This is a genomic window from Nocardia sp. NPDC060249 (assembly GCF_042728755.1).
Lineage (GTDB): Bacteria > Actinomycetota > Actinomycetes > Mycobacteriales > Mycobacteriaceae > Nocardia.
In genome coordinates, this window is the sequence record NZ_JBHXAQ010000001.1 from 782290 (window position 1) to 803028 (window position 20739).

The window sequence follows — 20739 nt, forward strand, 5'->3', positions numbered from 1 at the left end:
TTCGGACGCTATGGTCGAATATCGACAGCAGGAGGGTGTTATGTCGAACGACCATCAAGGTACGGAAAATGTGACGAAGAACAGGGTTGCGGTGGGCGACCCTGTTCGCTCGGACGGAGCGGTTCTCTCGGACGGAGCGCCGCTGAACCCGGCGCCGAGTGAATGGGACATCCGCGCGTTCGAGGCGGTGCTCGCGCCGCTGCGGGCGTGGACCAGCCCGAAGTTCTACGGGCTGGACAACATTCCGGCCGAAGGGCCGGTGCTGATCGTGGCCAACCACAATCTGCTCGGCGGGATCGACGCACCGCTGATCATGCCGGAGATCCTGCGCGTGCGCGGCAGGCTGGTGCGCGGTCTGGCCGAGCATGTGCTGATGGTGCCCGGCGTGCGGGATTTCCTGCATCATTTCGGCGCGGTCCGCGGGACTCGCTCGAACTGCCTGGCGCTGCTCGAGCGCGGGGAGGCGGTGGTGGTGTTCCCCGGTGGTGGCCGCGAGGCGATCCGCCGCAGCGGCGAGAAGTACGAGCTGAAGTGGGAGGGCCGCACCGGGTTCGCGCGGATGGCGATCCAGGCGGGGGTGCCGATTGTGCCGCTGGCGATGATCGGCATCGACGATGCCTACGACATCGTCTTCGACGGTCAGCACCCGGTGATGTCGCCGCTGCGCTGGACGTGCCGCCTGCTCGGGATCAATCCCGAACTGAGCCCACCGCTGGTCAAGGGCGTCGGCCCGACGCCGCTGCCCCGCCCGGAGCGGTTCTATTTCTCGGCGGGCGCGCCGATCGACCCCACGCCGTGGATGGACGCCGACGACATCGACGGTGCGTCCGCCGATCTGCGTGACGTGGTGCGCAAGGGACTGGAGGAAGAACTGCAGTTCCTGTTCAACGAGCGTGACCGCGACAGCGGTCGCACGCTGGTCGGCCGCCTGCGCGACGCACTGCCCTGGTGACCGGGATCCCCTGATCGGCGGGATCGGCGCCGCGGGATGGACGCGCCCGGGGGGTGTGGAATGCCTGCGGCGCCGATGTCGTTACCCCAGTTATGCGGACTAGGGTCCGGATAACGAGAGGGTGGCGATGATCGTGACGGAACAGGTCCGGGTCGTGCCCGGCGCCGACCGCAGGCACTGGCGCAACGCATGGCTCGACTCGCGCCAGTCGTTCCCGGTCACCGGCAACTTCGTCCTCGAGGACTACGCGCACGGGCTGCTGCTCGTGCACAACGAGGACATCGTCGACCCGGGCGAGGGCTTCGACACCCATCAGCACCGCGACACCGAGATCCTCACCTGGGTCCTGGAAGGCACCGTGGTGCACCAGGACTCGACCGGGCACTCGGGCCTGATCCGTCCCGGCCTCGCGCAGCGGATGAGCGCGGGCACGGGCATCCTGCATTCGGAGCGCAACGGGGCGGGCTACCGGGAGAAGGAGCGCCTGCACGTCGTGCAGATGTGGATTCCGCCGGACACGCCGGGCATCGCCCCGAGTTATCAGGAACTCGATATCGAGGGTGAACTCGCTCGCAATACGCTGGTCGCGGTGGCGTCCGGCATGCCGCGCCATCGTGGGGAGGCGGCGATCGGCATCGGCAACCGTCATGCCGCGTTCCATGTCGCGCGGCTGGATCCGGGTCGGACGATCACGGTCCCCGACGCGCCCTACGGTCACGTCTTCCTCGCTCGTGGCACCGTGGACTACGAGGGCTACGGCACCCTGGAGCAGGGCGACGCCGTCCGCCTGACAGCGACCGGCGGCCACCGCGTGACCGCGTTGACCGCCGCCGAGCTGCTGATCTGGGAGATGACCGCGACCGCGCGCCGCTAGACCTTGCGGATGACGGTGACGACCTTGCCCAGGATTTGCGCGTCGTTGCCGGGGATCGGCTCGAAGTGCGGGTTGTGCGGCATCAGCCACACGTCCTTGCCGCTGCGTTTGAACGTCTTCACGGTGGCTTCGCCATCGATCATCGCGGCGACGATGTCGCCACCCTCGGCGACGTTCTGCTGACGCACCACGACGAAGTCGCCGTCGCAGATGGCCGCGTCGACCATCGACTGGCCGACGACCTTGAGCAGGAACAGTGATCCCTCGCCGACGAGTTCGCGCGGCAGCGGGAACACGTCTTCCACGGCCTGCTCGGCCAGGATCGGGCCACCGGCGGCGATCCGGCCCAGGACCGGGACGAAGGTCGGGGTCGGGCGGTTCGGGTCGACCTCGTCGGTCTGCTGGGGCAGCGTGGTGACCGAGCGGACCGCCTCGTCGAGTCCGCGGACATTCACCGCGCGCGGCCGATTCGGGTCGCGGCGCAGGTAGCCCTTGCGCTCGAGGGCGCGCAGTTGGTGAGCCACCGAGGAGGTGGAGGTGAGGCCGACCGCGTCGCCGATCTCGCGGATGCTGGGCGGGTAGCCCCGTTCGGTCACCGAGGAGCGGATGACATCGAGGACCGTGCGTTGACGCACGGTGAGATCCGTTCCGGATCCCGATGTGACGGTGCCGGTGCCGCTTTCGTCACCCGTGTCGTCTGTGTGGGTCACCGTGTCCCGCCCTTCCAGTTGTCGAATTCGCCATCTCGAGGCTAGTCGTGCCACGCCGAACTATCAAACATCTGTTCGAGCATGTCGGGCGTTTCGTGCTGACAGCGGCGCGGGGATCTGGTAGAAATCGAACATCAGTTCGTCGCACAGGTGTTCGAACAGCGGGAGGCATTGCCGCCTCACCAGTACTTTCTCGCAGCAGCGGAGCACACCACCCCGGAGGTTCTTCCGATGAGCACAGCAACCAGCGCCCTGCGTTCCACCGACCCCACCGCCGCCCCGGAGCCCATGCCTCGTCGGCGCTGGTCCGCCCGTACCCCACGACGTTTCGCTGTGGTCCGGCCGACGATGCCGCGGCCGGCCGGCGTCGAACATCAGGCCGCCGAAGCGCCGTCGACCGCGCTCGTCGCAGGCACTGCTTCGCTTCGCCCGGCCGCGCCCGCGAACGTCGCGCACAACATCGTCCGCTCCGGCGTCTTGTGCCCGCCCGCGAACGGCCTGCCGGTGGCCGAACCCGCCGATATCGTTCGCGCCCCGCGGCGGATCGAACTCACCGACGCCGAACTCGATCTCGCCTTCGCCACGGTGCCCCGCAGCGCACCGGCGCACCGTCCCCGCGAGGTCGTTCGCCTGCCTGCGGATCGCCGCCCGCGCCACCACGCGCCGCACAGCGAGCTCTCGCTCTATACCCGCGGTCCCGTGCGTACCGGCCCCGCGCGGGGCGTCCATCCGCTGCGCCGGGTCGAGCAGGCCAAGGCCGGGTTCGCCGCGCTCGCGGTGACGGCGCTGGTGACCGCGCTGATCGTCGTCGCTTTTCTCGGGCTCGCGCACGTGCGCGCGGGTAGCTTCGCCGACCATGTCGACTCGACGACACCCGGTATCTCGGAGCAGGCGGGATTCGGGCCCGGAGCGCAGCTCGAGCCTGGGCGATGAGTCGGGAATCGCTGCGCGCGAACATTTTCGGCGGGGTTCGACAGCATGCGAGATTATCTGTATCTATGAATCACGCCCTGGAACTAGAACACGTTGCTACGGTGACGGGCATCCTGAATCGGGGCGGGGGCCCCGGTCGAACCCGGATGCGAGGTCTCGGTGCGCCGCTGCTCGATTGCTCTGCTGCTCGGTGTGGTGCTCGGTGCCTTGCTGGCACCCGCCGCGCACGCGGTTCCCGCCTACACCGACTACCTCGACCTCCCCGCGCTCAACGGTGAGGGCGAATACAGCGGCGGGCTGCACCCGGAGCTGCCCACCGCGCAACAACCTCTGCGGGACGCACTGACCCAGGCGCGCGACGACGGCATCGATCCCACGCGATATGCGACCCTGCTGCACCAGTACTGGCTCGTCGTGGCCACCGACAACGCCGCGATCGACCTGGAAGCCTGGGCGCCCGAGCGTGGCGTCGCGGCCAATTCCGCCACCTTCAGCCAGGTGTACGTGAACTACTTCCGCCTCGCCGCCACTCGCTCCGATCTCTACTGGGCGGGTATGGCGGGTATCGCGGGCGCGTCCTTCGCCGCCGGTTTCTTCGACGTCGGTGACGTCGCCGCCGGAGTTTCCGTGGGCGGAATCCACGAACTCGGAAACGTTGTCGCCGACCTGCTGCGGGCCACGCCGCCGGAACTGCTCACCGGCGTCCCGGCCGATATCAACCTACTGGCCGCTCTCGGCCCACGGCTGACCGCCGCCGACCTCGCCTGGTATCAGACCCGGCTGATGATCATGCAGAAGCACATCTTCCTCGATCTGGTCCCGATGCACGAGGCCTACCTCGCCGACGGCATGGCGGGCATCGAGGAGATGTCGGCGGCCGGTCTGCTCGACGACGGCATGCGGGTGGCCTGGACCGGGATCGACGGGGGCACCGAAGCGGGCCGCGGCGCCGCGCTGGTCGCCATGGCGGATCGGGAACAGAACCAGATCATCGCCGACCAGTGGGATGTGACCGCACGCGGTCGCGCCGGGATGGGCCGAGTGCTCACCTACGTCACCACGGTCGCGGGCAAGCCCGCCGTCCCCGGCACCCGGGCTCCCGGCGTATACGCCCCGGTCACGGTGTGGTCGCCGATCGCCGCGGGGCGGCCGCTGGGCCTGCGGACGCCGCTGCCCGCGTTCAACTGGGCCGACCGCGAGACCCGCTGGGACTACATCACCGCCGACCTGCTGCCACGCCATCTCGACCTCGCGACCGACGCGGCACGCGCGGCGACGGTGTATCGCGAACCGTTCGCCGTCAAGCTCGATCGGGGCCGGATGCTCGCCCGGCTACCCGACATCATCGCGGACCTGACCACGCAGTGGCAGGTTGTGCCATCCTGACCGGTATCCTGTCAAGAGCCATGGAATAGAAATGCGCATCGACGAAGGAACCCTCGGATGCATTGCCCGTATTGCCGACACCCCGACTCGCGCGTCGTCGACTCGCGGGAAGTCGAGGAGGGCACCGCGATCCGCCGCCGTCGTTCCTGCCCGAGCTGTGGGCGCCGATTCACCACCGTCGAGACCGCGATCCTGTCGGTGGTCAAGCGCAGTGGCGTGACCGAGCCGTTCAGCCGCGAGAAGGTCATCGTCGGTGTACGCCGGGCCTGCCAGGGCCGGGAAGTCGATGACGACGCCCTGAACCTGCTCGCCCAGCAGGTCGAGGACGCGGTGCGCGCCAAGGGATCACCCGAAGTGCCGAGCCACGAGGTGGGCCTCGCCATCCTCGGCCCCCTGCGCGACCTCGACGAGGTGGCCTACCTGCGCTTCGCCTCGGTGTACCGATCCTTCACCAGCGCGGCCGATTTCGAACGCGAGATCACCGAGATGCGTGCTGCGCGCGCGGTCGCCGCGACCGACTGATCCACGCCCGGCGCCGGTTGGTTCAGCGTCGGATCGAGCTGATCGCCTTCTCGATGCGCTTGGCCGACACCGGATACGGCGTCCCCAGCTTCTGCGCGAACAGGCTGACGCGCAGTTCCTCGATCATCCACCAGATCTCGGTCACGTCGCGCGCGTTCTTGCGCGCCGGGGGCAGTACGGTGACGAGCTTGTCGTAGGCGGCCAGCATCCGGTCCACCTCGACCATCGCCTGCCGGTCTCGCACCGCCGAACCGGGAAGTGATTCCAGGCGCTGGGCCGCCGCGAGGAGGTAGCGCGGCAGTTCGCGCAGCCGCACCCGGCCCCATTCGGCGACGAAGCCGGGGAACAGGAGGTCGTCGAGCTGCTGGCGCACGTCGTCGGCGATATCGGTTTCGAGAGTGTCGGCCAGAGCGGCACGCGCCTGCTGGGCGGCGGCCAGGACGGGCACGACGGTGCGGATCAGCGCGAGGACCGCCGTGGACAGTTGCGGGCGGACGGCGGCCACCAGCTCGTCGAACTCTGCCGGCGAGCGCACCGGGCCGCCTGCCCTGGCGATCAGTTCGTCGGCGGCGGCGATCCGGCAGTCCTCGACCAGCTTGTCCAGGGAACCGTCGGGATTCTGGCTCAGTGCCAGCCGATCGCGGGCGGGCAGTCCGGCGGTGACCGCCCGCGTCGAGGTGGGGATCGCGGCGAGCAGCAGGGTGCGCACACCCGCTCGCATCGCGGCCGCCTGTTCGCCGGGCGAGCTCAGGACCCGCACCGCGACGCCCTCGCCCTCGGGCACGAGTGCCGGGTACCCGGTGACGGTCTGGCCCGCGACCTCGCGGCTCACGGTCGGCGCGAGCGAACCGAGCGACTCCGAGGTCCACACCATGGCGGGCGCACGCTCGGCACCGGCGGTCGCCCGCGCGACCGATGCCGACACCTGATCGGCCAGTGTCGCTTTGAGCTGTTGCAGGCTCTTGTTCTTGGCCAGCACCGTGCCGCTCTGATCGACGGCGGCGAAGGTCATCCGCAGGTGATCGGGCAGCGCGGTGGGGGAGAGGTCGTCGGTGGTGATGGTGACCGAACCCAGCCGGGACAGTTCCCGGGCGAGCCCCGTGCGCAACGGCTCGGCGCGCGGAGTCAGCCCGCGCAACGCCGCCGACGCGAAGTCCGGCGCGGGAACGACCGCGCGCCGCAACGTTTTCGGCAGCGTTTTGATGAACGCGGCGGCCAGTTCCTCCCGCATGCCGGGTACCAGCCAGTCGAAGCCGACCGCTCGCACATGGGCGAGCTGTTCCACCGGGATCCGCGCGGTGACGCCGTCGTCGTCCTGGCCGGGCTCGAACTGGTAGGTCAGTGGGAAGCTGAGTTCACCCTGGCGCCAGGCGTCGGGGAAGTCGGTCGGGTCCAGGGTGGCGACACCGGCGTTGACCACGGTGTCGGTCGAGAAGTCCAGCAGCGCGGGGTCCTCGCGCTCGGTCTTGCGCCACCAGCTGTCGAAATGGCGCACCGACACGATATCGGCGGGGATGCGCTTGTCGTAGAACTCGAACAGCACCTCGTCGTCGACGAGGATGTCGCGGCGCCGCGCGCGATGTTCGAGGTCGGCCACATCGTCGATCAGGGCGCGATTGCGGGCGAAGAACCCGTGCCTGGTCTGCCATTCGCCCTGCACCAGGGCATGACGCAGGAACAGCTCTCGCGACAGTTCCGGGTCGATGCGCCCGAAGTCGACGGGGCGCCCGGTCACCAAAGGCACGCCGTAGAGCGTCGCCCGCTCGTAGGCACGTGCCGAACCGCGTTTGGCCGACCAATGTGGTTCGGAGTAGGTACGTTTCACCAGATCGCCGGCGAGCCGTTCGGCCCACTCCGGCTCTACCTTCGCCGCGATCCGCCCCCACAGCCGTGAGGTCTCCACCAGTTCGGCCGCCATCACCCACCGCGGCGCCTTCTTGGCCAGCGACGACCCGGGGAAGATCATGAACTTCGCATTGCGCGCCCCGAGGAACTCGCGCGATTCCGCCTCGCGCACTCCGATATGCGAGAGCATGCCCGCCAGCAGCGACTGGTGGATCTGTGCGCTCGGCCACGGCATCGCGTCGTCGTCGGCCGAATCCGCCGCCCCGCCGACAGCTTTCGTGGACGTTGCGGGCCGGCCACGTCGAGCCCCGTCGCCGCCACGTCGAGACCGTCCGCCTGCCGGGCGCGCGCCTTCGCCGGTGTCCGCACGGTCGGAGGTAGTCGACTCCGCCACCGCGCGTTGGGAATTCCCACGGCCACGACCACGGCGTCCGCGAGTGCTCCCTGAGCCCTCGGCAGCCACGGTGCGCCGGTCCTCGGCCGACTCTCCGAGCGTTGGGGTGTCGGAGTTCGCCTGTCCCCGGCTCGCGCCCGCGTCGTTCCAGCCCATCCCGCGGGCGATGGTGCGCAACTGGCCGTGCAGGTCCTGCCATTCCCTGATACGCAGATAATGCAGGAACTCGTCGCGGCACATCCGGCGGAACTGGTTGGACGACAGCGACTTGCGCTGCTCGGTGAGGTAGTCCCACAGCCGCAGGTAAGCCAGGAAGTCCGAGCCCTCGACGACGAAACGCGCGTGCTGGGTGTCGGCTGCCTGCTGATGCTCGACGGGACGTTCGCGCACATCCTGGATCGACAGCGCCGCGACGATGATCAGCACCTCGTCGAGGCACCCGTTGCGCCGCGCTTCGACGAGCATGCGCGCCATCCGCGGATCCACCGGCAGCTGCGCCATCTCCCGCCCGATCGGCGTGAGCGTGAGATGCTTGCCCGAATCAGGCTCGCCGTCGACAGATTTCGTGCTGCCGTGCGCCAGCGCGCCCAGCTCCTCGAGCAGGGCGATGCCGTCGCGGATGGCGCGGCGGTCGGGGGCCTCCACGAACGGGAAACTCTCGATATCGCCCAACCCCAGCGCCGTCATCTGCAGGATGACCGCGGCGAGGTTGGTGCGCAGGATCTCCGGCTCGGTGAACGCGGGCCGCGCCTCGAAGTCGTCCTCGGAATACAGCCGGATGCAGATACCGTCCGCCACACGGCCACAGCGACCCGATCGCTGCCGCGCCGAGGCCTGCGAGACCTCTTCGATCGGCAGGCGCTGCACCTTCGTGCGCATCGAATAGCGCGAGATGCGGGCAGTGCCGGGGTCGATGACATAGCGGATACCCGGCACGGTCAGCGAGGTCTCGGCGACGTTGGTGGCCAGCACCACCCGGCGACCGGTGTGCGGGGCGAACACCTTGTGCTGCTCGGCGGCCGACAGGCGCGCGTAGAGCGGCACGATCTCGGTGCGGGGCAGTTTCAGGTCGCGCAAAGCGTCGGCGGTGTCGCGGATCTCGCGTTCGCCCGACAGGAACACCAGCACATCGCCGTCGCCCTCGGCGAACAGTTCGACGACCCCGTCGGCGATGGCGTCGGTGGGGTCGCGGTCGACGACGCGGGTGTCCTCGTCGTCGTCGGATCCGGGCAGTTCCAGCGACAGCGGCCGGTACCGCAACTCCACCGGATACGACCGGCCCGACACTTCGACGATCGGGGCGGGCGTGCCGTGCGCGTCGGCGAAATGGCGGGCGAACAGTTCGGGATCGATCGTCGCCGAGGTGATGATCACCTTGAGGTCGGGCCGCTGTGGCAGCAACTGCTTCAGGTAGCCGAGCAGGAAGTCGATATTGAGGCTGCGTTCGTGGGCCTCGTCGATGATGATCGTGTCGTAGCGGCGCAGCATCCGGTCGCGCTGGATCTCGGCGAGCAGGATGCCGTCGGTCATGAGTTTGACCAGCGTGCGATCCGACGCCTGATCGGTGAAGCGGACCGTATAGCCGATCACGTCACCGAGTTCGGTGCCCAGTTCCTCGGCGATGCGTTCGGCCACGGTGCGGGCGGCGAGCCTGCGCGGCTGGGTGTGTCCGATGGTGCCGCGGATTCCGCGACCGAGTTCGAGGCAGATCTTCGGGATCTGGGTGGTCTTGCCCGAGCCCGTCTCACCGGCCACGATCACGACCTGATTGGCCGCGATGGCCGCGGCGATGTCGTCGCGGCGCGCGGAAACCGGGAGTTGTTCCGGGTAGTTGATCTGCGGAAGCGCCGCGCGGCGATTGGCCACGCGGGTCTCGGCGGTGGCGATCTCGGCCTCGACGGCGGGCAGATCGTCGGGGCGCGCACGGTCGAGCTTGCGCCGGAGCCGATGTTCATCGCGCAGCGAGACCTCCGCCAGGCGGGTGCGCAGCGCGCGGGTTCCGGTGCTAGCTGTCCTGGTCATTGCGCCTACCAGCCTAGCGAAGCCCGCCACCGGTTTTCCCCCGCGTCGCCCGCTCGCGCCGTCGCGGAGACCAACGACACACCACGACACCCGCCCGTCACGGTCCGCGCGTCCGGTCGGCGCCGCGCGACGCGACGACCGTGCGCACACGAACTCCCGGTCAGCGGGGGCCGGTCGTGCGAGGATCCGGGCATGAGCGGTCAGCGGGCACCTCGCCTCGCCTCGCGGGTCGCCCGACCATGCGAAAGGGACACGGCATGAGCGCTTCGGTGCGAACAGCGTGGTGGATCCGGGCCTATCGGCTCGGTTTCGGAGTGCTCGGGGTTGTCGTGCTGCTGTGGATCCCGGTGCGCAACATCGACTCGGCGACCTTCTCGCTCACGAACTATCTGAGCTACTTCACCATCGAGTCCAACATCCTGGGTGCGTTCGTGCTGCTCATCGGTGGTCTGGTCGCACCGCAGGGCCGCGGCTGGCAGCTGTTCCGTGGCGCTGTCACGCTCTACATGCTCATCACGATGGTCGTCTACGCGGTGCTGCTGTCGCGGATCGACGTGATGCTCAACGACAAGTGGATCAACGACCTCATGCACCGCTACCTGCCGTTGATCCTGGTGCTGGACTGGATGTTCGTCGCGATGGCGCAGCGACTGCGGCCGAGTCCGGCCCTGATCGGGCAGTGGTTGGCCTTCCCGCTCGTCTACGGCGTCTACAGCCTGATCCGTGGTGCGATCGTCGACTGGTACCCCTACCCCTTCATCAATCCCACCGACCAGGGCTATCTGTCGATGGCGATCGGGCTGGTCGTCCTCACGCTGGTGTTCGCGGTGCTGGCGGTAGCCATGGCGTCACTGGGCGACCTGCCCGCGTGGTGGCGGGAACGCAGGTCCGAGGACTGACCCTGTGACGGGCCCGGTGCGCGCGTCGCGCCCGGGTGGGGTAAATGTGGAGCCATGAATGCGCTCTGGCATGGATTCGCCGATATGGGTGCCGTCGATCGTGACGGCGCGTTCGTTGTCGCTCGCGGCGAGGGCGCCTACGTCTTCGACACCGCGGGCAAGCGGTACCTCGACGCCACCGCCGGGCTGTGGTTCGCCAATGTCGGGCACGGTCGCGGCGAGATCGCCGACGCCGTCGCCGACCAGTTGCGCACCATCGCGCACTACTCCAACTTCGGCGACATCACCGAAGCGCCCACCCAGGAACTCGCCGAGAAACTCTCGTCGATCGCCCCGGTGCCGGGCAGCAAGATCTTCTTCACCTCCGGCGGTTCCGACTCGGTGGAGACCGCGGCGAAACTGGCCCGCCGCTACTGGCACGAGCAGGGCCGCACCGACAAGAAGATCCTGGTCGGGCGACGTCTGGCCTATCACGGCATGCACTACGCGAGCACCGCGCTCGGCGGTCTGGCGCCGAACAAGGAGGGCTACGGCGTGCTGGTGGACGACACCCGCACCGTCGAATGGAACGACGCGAAGTCCCTGCTCGCCCTGATCGAAGAGGTCGGCGCCGAGCGGATCGCCGCGTTCTTCTGCGAACCGATCATCGGCGCGGGCGGGGTGTATCCGCCGCCGCAGGGCTACCTGGCCGAGGTCCGCCAGATCTGCCGAGACCACGACATCCTGTTCGTCGCCGACGAGGTCGTCACCGGTTTCGGCCGCATCGGCGGTTCCTGGTTCGCCTCCACCCGCTTCGACCTGCAGCCTGACCTGATGACCACCGCCAAGGGCCTCACCTCCGGCTACCTTCCGATGGGTGCGGTCTTCATCGCCCCCCACCTGGCCGAACCCTTCTACGCCGGCGGCACCTGGTTCCGCCACGGCTACACCTACGGCGGCCACGCAGGCGCGGCCGCCGCGGCCCTGGCCAACCTCGCCATCGTGGAACGCGAAGGCCTCCTGGAAGAAGCCGCCCGTCTCGAATCCACCCTCCACACCGTGTTGGCGCCGCTGGCCGACCACCCCCGCGTCGCTGAAGTCCGGAGCGGACTCGGCGCCGTGGCGGCCGTGCAGCTCGCCGACCCGACCGAGGGCCCTGCCCTGGTGAAAACCCTGCGCGAACACGGCATCTCGGGCCGCGCAGCCGGAGCGGGCGCGATGCAGATCTCGCCGTCGTTCGTCATGACCGACGCCCAGGTCGCGGAACTCGCCGACGGATTCGCCCGCGCCCTGGGCTGATTCGGGAGTCGATCGACACCGGGCCCGTCGGCGAAACTCGCTGGCGGGCCCGCTGCCGTGCGGGCTAGCCTGCCTCTGTTCTGATCGAACAGGGGGAGGACCTGCGTGCAAGCATCGGTGACCGTGACACCGGACCAACTACCCGAAGTGCTGCTGCATGTCGCGGTGGTGCGGCCGGTATTCCTGTGGGGTGCACCGGGAATCGGCAAGAGCTCGCTCGTGCGGACCTTCGCCGATTCGCTCGGCCTCGAGTGCGTCACCCTCCTCGGCACCCAGCTCGCCCCCGAAGACCTGATCGGTGTCCCGCAGATCGTCGATGATCGCAGCCGCTTCGCACCGCCGGAGCTGATCGCGCGACCGGAGCCGTACTGCCTGTTCCTCGACGAACTCAACGCCGCCGCACCGGAGGTGCAGAAGTCGTTCTATTCGCTGATCCTGGACCGCCGGATCGGGACCTACGAACTGCCCGCCGGTTCGGTGGTGATCGGCGCGGGCAATCGCGCCACCGACAACGCGCTCGCCCGGCCGATGGCGTCGGCACTGGTCAACCGGATGGTGCACCTGCACCTGCGCGCCGATGTCGACGACTGGCTGAAGTGGGCCGCTACCCACGACATCCACCCCTGGATCATCCGCTACCTCACCCAGCGCCCCGACCACCTGTGGTCGGCGCCGCCCAAAACCGAGGCGCCGTTCTCCACCCCGCGCGGCTGGCACATGCTCTCCGACGCCCTGCACTCCTGCGGCGACGACATCGACGACACGACCCTGCAGGTCCTCGCCGCGGGCACCCTCACCCTCGGCCACAGTTCCGGCTTTCGCGCCTTCGTGAAGACGATCCGCCACGCCTTCGACCTGGACGCGGTGCTCAAGGGCGACGCCGGGTGGCCGCGCGACCCGGCCGACCGTGACCTGCTCTATTTCCTGTCCGAGACGATGCGCGCCCGGCTGATCAAAGATCTCCCCGGCGACCGCGCGCACACCTCGCCGACGGTGCAGCGCTTCGTGATGCGCGCCAAGTCGCTGCTGGTGGAACTCGCCGAGATCTCGGTGGAATGCGCGCAACTGGTGATCGCCTCCGATGCCGACGGGATGCCGGTGCTGCCGTCGTGGTTCCTCATCGAGGTGTCGCGAGATCTGCCGCGTCTGGCCGCGCGGCGCTGAGCGTGGCCACCACACGCAAGCGCCGCACGGTCGCCGATCCGTGGCAGCAGGCCGTCGACGACGGCTGGAAGGCGACGTGCGCCCACCCGGCGTTGCGGCCGCTGGCCACCCAGCTGTACCGCCTCGACGAGCGGACGCCGCGTGCGGTGTGGGCCCGGCTGAGCGGCAGCTATGTGGGCTATCACCCGAAACGCCGTGCCACCGCCCAGGAATGGACATGGGTGTTCGCGCATTGCTTGCTGCACGCCGGATTCGGTCACCTCGATCCACGAAACACGGTTCCCGACAACATCATCGGCCTCGATCCGGGAGACCCCGAAGGCCGGCGAGAGGTGCGCGCACCGCATCCGGCCTATCGTGCGGCCTGCTGCGCCGCCGTCGACACCTACCTGACGACGATGAAGATAGGCACCCGCCCCACCGACATGCCACCGACGCCCGCGTTGGCCGACGAGCACGCTGCCGCTGCCCGGTGGCGCGATACGGCAGTGCCGGATGCCTTCGCGCGCACCGGGTTCGCCGACTTCCTGCTCCACTCGGCCGAGATCGCGAAACGCGTCGACAACCCCGCCCGGTTCGGGAGGGGTATCGCGGACGCCGCCCGTGCGGCCTTGGCCACCGCGGGCGGTGAGCGCACCGCCGAGGGCGTATTGCGCCACCGCGGCCCGTGGGACAGCGCCCTCGGCTGGTTCGTGTCGTCGTTCCCGTTGCTCGGTGCCCTCGCCGCGGGCATGACCGTCGTCGCCGACGCGGACCTGGCACGCAGCTGGAATATTTCGATCGCCGCCGTGAACGCCGAGGCCGCCGAGATCTACGTCAACCCGCTGATCGGCTTCGGTGAGGAGCAGTGGCGGTTCGTGCTCGCCCACGAAATGCTGCATGCCGCACTGCGTCACGGCGAACGCGCCGACTGGCGCGACCACTACCTGTTCAACATCGCCTGCGACTACGTGGTCAACGGCTGGCTGGTCGAGATGAATGTCGGTCAGATGCCGGAGGGCCTGCTCTACGACCCGGCGCTGACAGGCTGTTCCGCCGAAGAGATCTACGACCGGATCGCCGTCGACCTGCGCAGGCTCCGCAAACTGGCCACCCTGCGCGGCCGCGGTCTCGGTGATGTCCTCGGTGAACCGCTGGCCCACCCCGGCAGCGCGGGCCGCTATGTCGACCTCGACGAGTACTACCGCGGCGCGCTGATGACGGGGCTGGCCTACCACACCGACAGCGGCCGCGGGTACGTCCCGGCCGCGCTGGAACAGGCGATCCGCGCACTCGACCAGCCACCGCTGCCGTGGGACGCGCAACTGGCCCAGTGGTTCGACGAACACGTTCCCACCCTCGACAAACGGCGCAGTTACGCCCGCGCCTCGCGCCGGCAGGCCTCGACACCCGACATCGCGCGACCGGCGTGGGTCCGCCCCGAGGAGAACGTGCGGCTACCGACCTTCGGCGTAGTCCTCGATACTTCGGGTTCGATGGACGTGACCCTGCTCGGCAAAGGGCTCGGCGCGATCGCGTCCTACGCGCTGGCCAGAGACGTGCCGCGAGCCAGAGTCGTCTACTGCGATGCGGCCGCCTACGACGCGGGCTACCTGCCGGTGGAGGAAATCGCCGCCGGCGTGCGGGTCCGCGGACGAGGCGGCACGATCTTGCAGCCCGGCATCCGCCTGCTCGAACGCGCCGAGGACTTCCCGGTCGACGGCCCGATTCTGGTGATCACCGACGGGCAGTGCGACGCACTACGGATCCGCCGCGAACACGCGTTCCTCGTCCCCGCGGGTGCTGCCCTGCCGTTCGCCCCCAAGGGACCGGTCTTCCGCTTGCGCTGAGCCGGCATCCTGTGCCGGGTCTTCGGAGGTGGTGCTGGTCAGGCGGCATCGACCCCGGGACGCGCGGGATCAGGCAGGATCGAGCCGCAGCGTGAAGAATCGGCTCAGCGGGTCGGTGGAGTAGCTGCCGAACGGGCCGCATTCGGCGAACCCGTGGCGCAGGTAGAGGCGGCGGGCCGGAGCGAAGAAGTCCTCGGCGCCGGTTTCCAGGCTCAGCCGCCGGTACCGGCGGTCTCGGCCGACCGCGACCAGATGCGCGAGCACGGCGGCGGCTACGCCACGGCCGGTATACCCGTCGGCGGTGCGCATGGACTTGATCTCGGCGTGCTCGGCGTCGAGTTCCTTCAGCGCGCCGCACCCGACGAGGTCGTCGCCGGACCACGCGCTCCACACCGTGACCGCGGGATTGCGCAGGGCGGTGAGATCGAGGGCGTGCATGCTGCAGGCGGGGGTGGTGTCCGCCATTTCCGCGTGATGGGCGGCCAGCAGGCTCCGGATTTCCGCGCCGGTGAGGTCGTCGGCCACCACGCGAAGCTGGTCGACCGCAGCAGTCGGGTTATCGGTCATAAGTCCAGTTTGCCGATCGCTGCCGCGGCCCATCGATCCGCGTCGGCCACGGTGGCAGTGCGCCCGCCGTGCCGAGCGCGCGGTGCCGAGGGCACGGCGCGAGGGTCGCGCGGTGGTGTCCGCCTCCGCGAGGCCTCGGGACGAGGTACGCCCTGACCGCGGAAAACGCCCCGGGGCACCAGCGCGAGTGCGAGCATGGTGCTGCGGGTGTCGACTCGAAAGTGGTGGGGTGTGGCCGATTTCGTGGAGCAGTATGCGTTCGTGCGGTGGCCGGTGGTCGCCGCGTTCGTGCTGGCATCGCTGATCGTGGCGACCCGGCTCACCGGGCGAACCCGGTCGGCGCACCGGATCGATACCGCCTCCGACAGCGCGCACCTGCTCATGTGCCTGGTGATGTTGGCCATGCTGGTGTTCCCCGCCGCGACCGACCCGCACGCGATGCGCGCGATACTCACCGCCCTCACCGTGGCGTTCGCGATCCTGCTCGCCGAACGCGTCATGGGGTGGCGCACCGGTGCGGCGCCCGACGGTGTGCTGGCGCTGGGTTATCACACCGTCGCCGCCGCGGCGATGCTGTACGCGATGGCCGGGCACGGGGCCGTGCACGGCGCCGGCGGGGCGAGCTGGCCCGCTGTCGTGCTGGCGGTGCTGTTCGGCCTCGACGCGCTGCTCGCGCTCGGTACGGCCGGTCACCGTTCATGCTGGCACCGCTTCGTTCATCCCGCCGGTTCCCACCCGCTGACCTCGGCGCTGGTGCCCCATGTGGTGATGGATATCGGGACCGCGTTCATGCTGATCGCCGCGATCGGCCGGTGAATACCGATCCACAACCGCTCGCGCTGCGAATTGCCTTAGTGCGGGCAGGAATTCGACGATGAGTGGGCAGCGCGGTCCCCAACCGCCGCCGGGGTCGCGCGGCGGCGGTGCGCGGATCCCCCCGATCGTGGCCGGTGCCGACGATCGCGAGGAGATGCGTGCGCTCTACCGCGCCACCGGCGCGGCGGCGTTCGGGCTGGCGCTGCGGGTGCTGCACCGTCGCGGTGCCGCCGAAGACGTTGTCCGCGAAGGCTATCGGCGTGCGAGATCGCCGCAGTGGATCGTCGACGAGGACGACACCGGCCGGGAACCCGATTCCGCAACCGCGGAATCCGGGGACGACGTCTCGGCGGCCCCGCTGTCGCGTCCTGGGCCGGACCTCGGGACACCGTGGGGGCGTTCGGCGTTCGTCGCGACCGAACAGCGTTCCGACCTGGCCCCCCACACCGACGGTTCGATGGACGCCGCCTTCGGTCGCGGCGTCGCCTACTCCCACGACGGTTCCCGTCTGCCCGACCGGGTGAGCACTGACGCCGACTCGTGTTCCGAGGCCCCGGATCGCCTCGGGGACCTGCGCCGCGGGGATGCCGACGACGCGGTCCATGGTCTCCCCGGTCCCCACCCGGACCACCCCTCCGATGTCAGCGGCCCGGGCACTGCCGGCAGCGACCGTGTCGGCGCCGACCAACGGGCCTTCGGCTACTTCGATGTCGATCGATGGGGCGTGGTCGGCATCGACACCGAACGTCCCGGGACGGACCCGCTCGGCGCGCCGTCCCCGATCGCCCACGACAGCCCGGCGTTCACCCCCGACCAGTCCTGGCTGCTGGCGCAGATCCATCGCCTCGCGGTGCAGCGCCTACGCCTCGACCGCCGCGGCGGCGACGACCTGCCGTGGCTGGCGGCCGCGGCCAGACTCGGGTTCGACGACCCACTCGACAGCCACTGCGAGGTCTTCGTCCTCGCCTACTACGGCGGACGCACCTACCGCGCCATCGGCCGTGAACTGGGCCTGCGGGTACCGATGGTCACGAGGCTGCTGGCCGAGGGCATCGAACGGCTCGCCGAACAGCGGATCCCCCGGTGGACGGCCAGGCAGTCGTGGTGCCCGCCCGGCTCGGTCCTGTCCCTGGCCGACGCCTACGCGCTCGACGCGGTCGCCGAGCTCGAACACCACCACATCGAGAACAAACTCAGCGCCACCACCCCGAACAGTCTGACGCAGTTCGCCACCCGCGTGCGCGGTGTGCACGACGTGCTCGCGCTGCTGGCCGCCGACGACCAGCAGACCCCGCCCCGCGCGCTCGAAACCCGCATCCTCGCCGACCTGGGCGCCGCGCCACAGCGCCGCGGCCACTGGTCGGCCAGACCGCCCTGGCTGCGTCGCTTCGCCGGTCAACCGGAGAGTTAGAGCACCACCACGTGGTCTTCGGCGACCCGTCCGCCGAGGCGAACCCACCCGTCGGAGTCCCACTCGGTATAGAGCTGCGAGCCCTGCCCCTGGGTGATGATCAGCCCGCGGCGCAGCTGCGCGGTGAGCGCGACCGCCGCCGCCCCGGTGGCCTCGTCCTCGGCGATGCCCATCGCGGGCGCGAACATCCTGGCGCGCAGCGCGCCCCGTGACTCGTCGATCCAGGCCCAGAAGAAATGCTGGCCGTCGGTGAAGTCGACGGGCGCCAAGGCGGCCAGCTCCTGCACCGACTCCAGCTGCTGGAAGTCGAATTTCGGAGTCCACTCGGCGCGCGCCGTGATCCAGGTCAGCCCGTCGGTTCGGTTGACGGCCACCGGCCCCGCGGGCACTCGCAGGGTGTGCACGGGCGTGCGCTGCACATCCAGCCACCACGCGGTGCCGACGGTGGGATGCCCGGCGAAGGGCAACTCGACGGCCGGGGTGTAGATGCGGACGTCGGCGACGCCGTCGACCGGATCGGAGACGACCGTGGTTTCGCTGAAACCCAGCCGTGCCGCCAATTCCTGCTTGTCGAGGGCGACGACATCGCCCGCGCGGGCGATGCCGAGCGCGTTGCCGAGATTTCCGGCCGGATCGGTGAACACTCGGACGACCTCGACCTGGATGTCCGGGGCATCGGGCACATCATGTGCGTTCATGATCGCGAGCCTACCGGGCCGCCGCGCGGGGCCCACCGACCCACGAGCGCCCCGACCTGGCCGGTACCGGCACGGCAACGGCCCCGATCCGGAATCCGGATCGGGGCCGCCGGCGCCTCGACGGCAGGCGCGAAGCCGACGAATCAGACGGCCGCCGGGGCCAGCGCCTCGGTGGACGCCACCGCCTGGCCGACACCGGCGACGATCGCCGCCGCACGCAGCGACTCGAAGATCACCTCGCGCGACACACCGGCCTCACGCAGTGTCTTCTCGTGCGCCTCGAGGCAGTGCGCGCAGCCGTTGATCGAGGACACCGCGAACGACCACAGCTCGAAGTCGGCCTTGTCGACGCCGGGGTTGCCGATGATGTTCATCCGCAGACCCGCGCGCAGATCGTCGTAGCGACCGTCCAGGAACGCCTTGCCGCGGTAGAACACGTTGTTCATGCCCATGATCGACGCGGCGCCCAGCGCGGCGTCGTACGCCTCGGCCGAGAGCAGGTCGGCGGCCTCGTCGGCGATCTCGCGCAGGGTGGTCGCCGAACGGGTGGCGGCGGCCGACGCCAGCAGGGTGCCCCACAGCTGCTGCTCGGTGAGCACCGTGGTGCGTGCCAGCGAGGACAGATTGAGCTTGAGGTCCTTGGCGTACTCGGGAAGAGAGTTCTTCAGGTTCTCGATGCTCATGACAGTGGGGCTCCTCTGGGGTGTTCCGGTGGGAAAGGGTGAATCAGACGCTGGCCGAAAGGAGTTCGCCCGCGTCGATGGTCGGGTCGCCCTTCTTCCAGTTGCAGGCGCACAGCTCGTCGGACTGCAGCGCGTCGAGCACGCGCAGTACCTCGTCGACATTGCGGCCGACCGAACCGGCGGTCACCGAGACGAACTGCACCTCGTTGTTCGGGTCGACGATGAAGGTGGCGCGATCGGCGACGCCGTCGGCGTTGAGAACGCCGGTGGCGGTGGCCAGTTCACGCTTGAGGTCGGACAGGATCGGGAAGGGGAGGGTCTTGAGATCCTCGTGCTGTGCGCGCCACTGGAAGTGCACGAACTCGTTGTCGACGGAGGCGCCGAGCACCTGCGCGTCACGATCGGCGAACTCCTCGTTCAGCTTGCCGAACGCGGCGATCTCGGTCGGGCACACGAAGGTGAAGTCCTTGGGCCAGAAGAACACGATGCGCCACTTGCCCGCGTGGTCGTCACTGGTGATCTGGGTGAAGTAATCGTCGGGCTGCTGCGCGTCGACCTTGGAGAGGTCGCCTCCGATGACGGCCTTGAGGTTGTATGCCGGGAACTGGTCGCCGATGGTCAGCAGAGCCATGCTTCGTCTCCTCATTGGTGGTGTGTTGATGTCAGCCTACTGAAAGGTAAAGCCGATTGCTGGACGTACACTGATAGGTGTGAGTGATCAGACTTATCAGCCAACCCTGTCGCAGCTGCGTGCGTTCGTGGCCGTCGCCGAATACCGGCATTTCGGCACCGCCGCAGCGCGTTTGACTGTGAGTCAACCCACGTTATCGCAGGCACTGGCATCACTGGAAAACGGTCTCGGGCTCCAGCTGATCGAGCGCAGCACCCGCCGCGTGCTGGTGACCGCCGCCGGGATGCGACTGCTGCCACAGGCCATCGCGACACTGGAAGCCGCCGATCGATTCGTCGCCTCGGCGACCGGCGACACCCTCGGCGGCACGCTGCGCGTGGGCATCATTCCGACCGTGGCCCCGTACGTGCTGCCCGAACTGCTGCCCGAGTTACGCCGCAAACTGCCCGGGGTGCTACCCCAGGTGGTGGAGGATCAGACCGCGCGGCTGCTGGACGGGTTGCGCACCGGTGTGCTCGATGTGGCGGTGCTCGCCTTGCCGACCGAAGCCAACGGCTTGGTCGAGATCCCGCTCTACAGCGAGGAATTCGTGCTGGTCACGCCGCGCGGCCACGAGCTCGCCGGCCGCACCGACCTGGCCGCCCCCGCTCTCGCCGACCTCCCACTGTTGCTGCTCGACGAGGGTCATTGCCTGCGCGATCAGACCCTGGACCTGTGCCGCTCCGCCGACGTGCAACCCGGGACGGTCGGCGACACCCGCGCCGCCTCGCTGACCACGGTCGTGCAGTGCGTGGCCGGCGGGCTCGGCGTGACGCTCATCCCGGAAATGGCGGTGGCCACCGAGACCGCGCGCGCGAGCCTGGACACCGCGCGCTTCGCGGCCCCCGCTCCCGGTCGCACGATCGGGCTCGCCTATCGAGGATCGTCCGCGCGAGCCGCGGATTACGAATACCTCGCCGCGGTCGTCCGATCCAAACGCCCATTCTGATCGCCGGGCGGATTGCACCAATTCTGGCCCCTAGGGGCAAAAAGATACTTTACGTCGTAAATCAAACGGCACTTTTATGGCTCGATAATCCAGTGATGTGCAGACCGCTGCGCTCGGCCAGAAAATTTACACAGCTA

The 20739-nt window shown here is 69.2% G+C and carries 18 protein-coding genes; 12 read left to right on the forward strand and 6 right to left on the reverse strand.

Annotation, left to right across the window (positions count from 1 at the left end):
* The first annotated feature begins 70 nt into the window (after positions 1 to 70).
* Entirely contained in the window at positions 71 to 952 is an 882-nt protein-coding gene (locus tag ACFWFP_RS03505; RefSeq protein ID WP_379292918.1) for a lysophospholipid acyltransferase family protein, read from the forward strand.
* 127 nt (positions 953 to 1079) lie between these two features.
* Positions 1080 to 1826 (forward strand): pirin family protein, encoded by a 747-nt coding sequence (locus tag ACFWFP_RS03510; RefSeq protein WP_379292919.1) that lies wholly within the window; start codon positions 1080 to 1082, stop codon positions 1824 to 1826.
* On the opposite strand, the gene lexA is transcribed toward ACFWFP_RS03510, so the two are convergent.
* Positions 1823 to 2461: a transcriptional repressor LexA gene (lexA, locus tag ACFWFP_RS03515; RefSeq protein WP_379293744.1), complete on the reverse strand. Its 639-nt coding sequence runs from the start codon at positions 2459 to 2461 to the stop codon at positions 1823 to 1825. The genes ACFWFP_RS03510 and lexA overlap by 4 nt on opposite strands.
* Before the next feature lie 306 nt (positions 2462 to 2767).
* Here lexA and ACFWFP_RS03520 point away from each other — a divergent pair, with 306 nt between their 5' ends.
* From ACFWFP_RS03520 to nrdR, 3 genes are all read left to right on the forward strand, one after another.
* Positions 2768 to 3469, forward strand: coding sequence for a hypothetical protein (locus ACFWFP_RS03520; protein WP_379292921.1), 702 nt, complete (start codon positions 2768 to 2770; stop codon positions 3467 to 3469).
* A gap of 159 nt (positions 3470 to 3628) precedes the next feature.
* Positions 3629 to 4855, forward strand: a complete 1227-nt coding sequence (locus ACFWFP_RS03525; protein ID WP_379292922.1) for a hypothetical protein — start codon at positions 3629 to 3631, stop codon at positions 4853 to 4855.
* Positions 4856 to 4912: 57 nt separating this feature from the next.
* Positions 4913 to 5377, forward strand: a complete 465-nt coding sequence (gene nrdR / locus ACFWFP_RS03530; RefSeq protein ID WP_379292923.1) for a transcriptional regulator NrdR — start codon at positions 4913 to 4915, stop codon at positions 5375 to 5377.
* A 22-nt stretch (positions 5378 to 5399) separates the two neighbouring features.
* On the opposite strand, the gene hrpA is transcribed toward nrdR, so the two are convergent.
* Positions 5400 to 9638 carry an ATP-dependent RNA helicase HrpA gene (gene hrpA, locus ACFWFP_RS03535; protein ID WP_379292924.1) on the reverse strand — a complete coding sequence of 1413 codons (4239 nt, stop codon included), beginning with the start codon at positions 9636 to 9638 and terminating at the stop codon, positions 5400 to 5402.
* A gap of 257 nt (positions 9639 to 9895) precedes the next feature.
* On the opposite strand from hrpA, the gene ACFWFP_RS03540 reads away from it, so the two are divergent.
* The 4 genes from ACFWFP_RS03540 (at position 9896) to ACFWFP_RS03555 (ending at position 14808) form a co-directional block, all read left to right on the forward strand.
* The gene (locus ACFWFP_RS03540) at positions 9896 to 10537 is read left to right on the forward strand and encodes a Pr6Pr family membrane protein (RefSeq protein WP_379292925.1); all 642 of its coding nucleotides are present in this window, start codon (positions 9896 to 9898) and stop codon (positions 10535 to 10537) included.
* Positions 10538 to 10591: 54 nt separating this feature from the next.
* On the forward strand, positions 10592 to 11815 hold the full coding sequence (locus tag ACFWFP_RS03545; RefSeq protein ID WP_379292926.1) for an aspartate aminotransferase family protein: 1224 nt from the start codon (positions 10592 to 10594) through the stop codon (positions 11813 to 11815).
* Positions 11816 to 11920: 105 nt separating this feature from the next.
* On the forward strand, positions 11921 to 12979 hold the full coding sequence (locus ACFWFP_RS03550) for an AAA family ATPase (protein ID WP_379292927.1): 1059 nt from the start codon (positions 11921 to 11923) through the stop codon (positions 12977 to 12979).
* A 2-nt stretch (positions 12980 to 12981) separates the two neighbouring features.
* Entirely contained in the window at positions 12982 to 14808 is a 1827-nt protein-coding gene (locus ACFWFP_RS03555; protein WP_379292928.1) for a hypothetical protein, read from the forward strand.
* A gap of 69 nt (positions 14809 to 14877) precedes the next feature.
* Here ACFWFP_RS03555 and ACFWFP_RS03560 read toward each other — a convergent pair whose 3' ends face one another.
* Positions 14878 to 15375 carry a GNAT family N-acetyltransferase gene (locus ACFWFP_RS03560; protein ID WP_379292929.1) on the reverse strand — a complete coding sequence of 166 codons (498 nt, stop codon included), beginning with the start codon at positions 15373 to 15375 and terminating at the stop codon, positions 14878 to 14880.
* A 207-nt stretch (positions 15376 to 15582) separates the two neighbouring features.
* Between ACFWFP_RS03560 and ACFWFP_RS03565 the strand changes: the two genes are divergently transcribed.
* Both ACFWFP_RS03565 and ACFWFP_RS03570 read left to right on the forward strand, forming a co-directional pair.
* Entirely contained in the window at positions 15583 to 16191 is a 609-nt protein-coding gene (locus tag ACFWFP_RS03565) for a DUF5134 domain-containing protein (protein WP_379292930.1), read from the forward strand.
* 58 nt (positions 16192 to 16249) lie between these two features.
* The gene (locus tag ACFWFP_RS03570) at positions 16250 to 17602 is read left to right on the forward strand and encodes a hypothetical protein (protein WP_379292931.1); all 1353 of its coding nucleotides are present in this window, start codon (positions 16250 to 16252) and stop codon (positions 17600 to 17602) included.
* On the opposite strand, the gene ACFWFP_RS03575 is transcribed toward ACFWFP_RS03570, so the two are convergent.
* From ACFWFP_RS03575 to ACFWFP_RS03585, 3 genes are all read right to left on the reverse strand, one after another.
* Positions 17599 to 18300: a PhzF family phenazine biosynthesis protein gene (locus tag ACFWFP_RS03575; RefSeq protein WP_379292932.1), complete on the reverse strand. Its 702-nt coding sequence runs from the start codon at positions 18298 to 18300 to the stop codon at positions 17599 to 17601. The two genes, ACFWFP_RS03570 and ACFWFP_RS03575, sit on opposite strands and share 4 nt — an antisense overlap.
* A gap of 143 nt (positions 18301 to 18443) precedes the next feature.
* Positions 18444 to 18983 carry a carboxymuconolactone decarboxylase family protein gene (locus tag ACFWFP_RS03580; protein WP_379292933.1) on the reverse strand — a complete coding sequence of 180 codons (540 nt, stop codon included), beginning with the start codon at positions 18981 to 18983 and terminating at the stop codon, positions 18444 to 18446.
* 43 nt (positions 18984 to 19026) lie between these two features.
* A complete protein-coding gene (locus tag ACFWFP_RS03585; protein WP_375929089.1) occupies positions 19027 to 19614 on the reverse strand; it encodes a peroxiredoxin in 588 nt (195 codons plus the stop codon).
* 79 nt (positions 19615 to 19693) lie between these two features.
* On the opposite strand from ACFWFP_RS03585, the gene ACFWFP_RS03590 reads away from it, so the two are divergent.
* Complete coding sequence (locus ACFWFP_RS03590; RefSeq protein WP_379292934.1) at positions 19694 to 20602, forward strand: hydrogen peroxide-inducible genes activator; 909 nt, start codon at positions 19694 to 19696, stop codon at positions 20600 to 20602.
* The last annotated feature ends 137 nt before the right edge of the window (positions 20603 to 20739 follow it).

What these genes read in the sequence shown, in the direction of transcription:
- ACFWFP_RS03510 (WP_379292919.1), top strand. Translation starts at nt 1,080, where the DNA reads ATGATCGTGACGGAACAGGTCCGGGTCGTGCCCGGCGCCGACCGCAGG.
- ACFWFP_RS03520 (WP_379292921.1), top strand. Translation starts at nt 2,768, where the DNA reads ATGAGCACAGCAACCAGCGCCCTGCGTTCCACCGACCCCACCGCCGCC.
- nrdR (WP_379292923.1), top strand. Translation starts at nt 4,913, where the DNA reads ATGCATTGCCCGTATTGCCGACACCCCGACTCGCGCGTCGTCGACTCG.
- hrpA (WP_379292924.1), bottom strand. Translation starts at nt 9,638, where the DNA reads ATGACCAGGACAGCTAGCACCGGAACCCGCGCGCTGCGCACCCGCCTG.
- ACFWFP_RS03540 (WP_379292925.1), top strand. Translation starts at nt 9,896, where the DNA reads ATGAGCGCTTCGGTGCGAACAGCGTGGTGGATCCGGGCCTATCGGCTC.
- ACFWFP_RS03545 (WP_379292926.1), top strand. Translation starts at nt 10,592, where the DNA reads ATGAATGCGCTCTGGCATGGATTCGCCGATATGGGTGCCGTCGATCGT.
- ACFWFP_RS03560 (WP_379292929.1), bottom strand. Translation starts at nt 15,375, where the DNA reads ATGACCGATAACCCGACTGCTGCGGTCGACCAGCTTCGCGTGGTGGCC.
- ACFWFP_RS03570 (WP_379292931.1), top strand. Translation starts at nt 16,250, where the DNA reads ATGAGTGGGCAGCGCGGTCCCCAACCGCCGCCGGGGTCGCGCGGCGGC.
- ACFWFP_RS03575 (WP_379292932.1), bottom strand. Translation starts at nt 18,300, where the DNA reads ATGAACGCACATGATGTGCCCGATGCCCCGGACATCCAGGTCGAGGTC.
- ACFWFP_RS03580 (WP_379292933.1), bottom strand. Translation starts at nt 18,983, where the DNA reads ATGAGCATCGAGAACCTGAAGAACTCTCTTCCCGAGTACGCCAAGGAC.
- ACFWFP_RS03585 (WP_375929089.1), bottom strand. Translation starts at nt 19,614, where the DNA reads ATGGCTCTGCTGACCATCGGCGACCAGTTCCCGGCATACAACCTCAAG.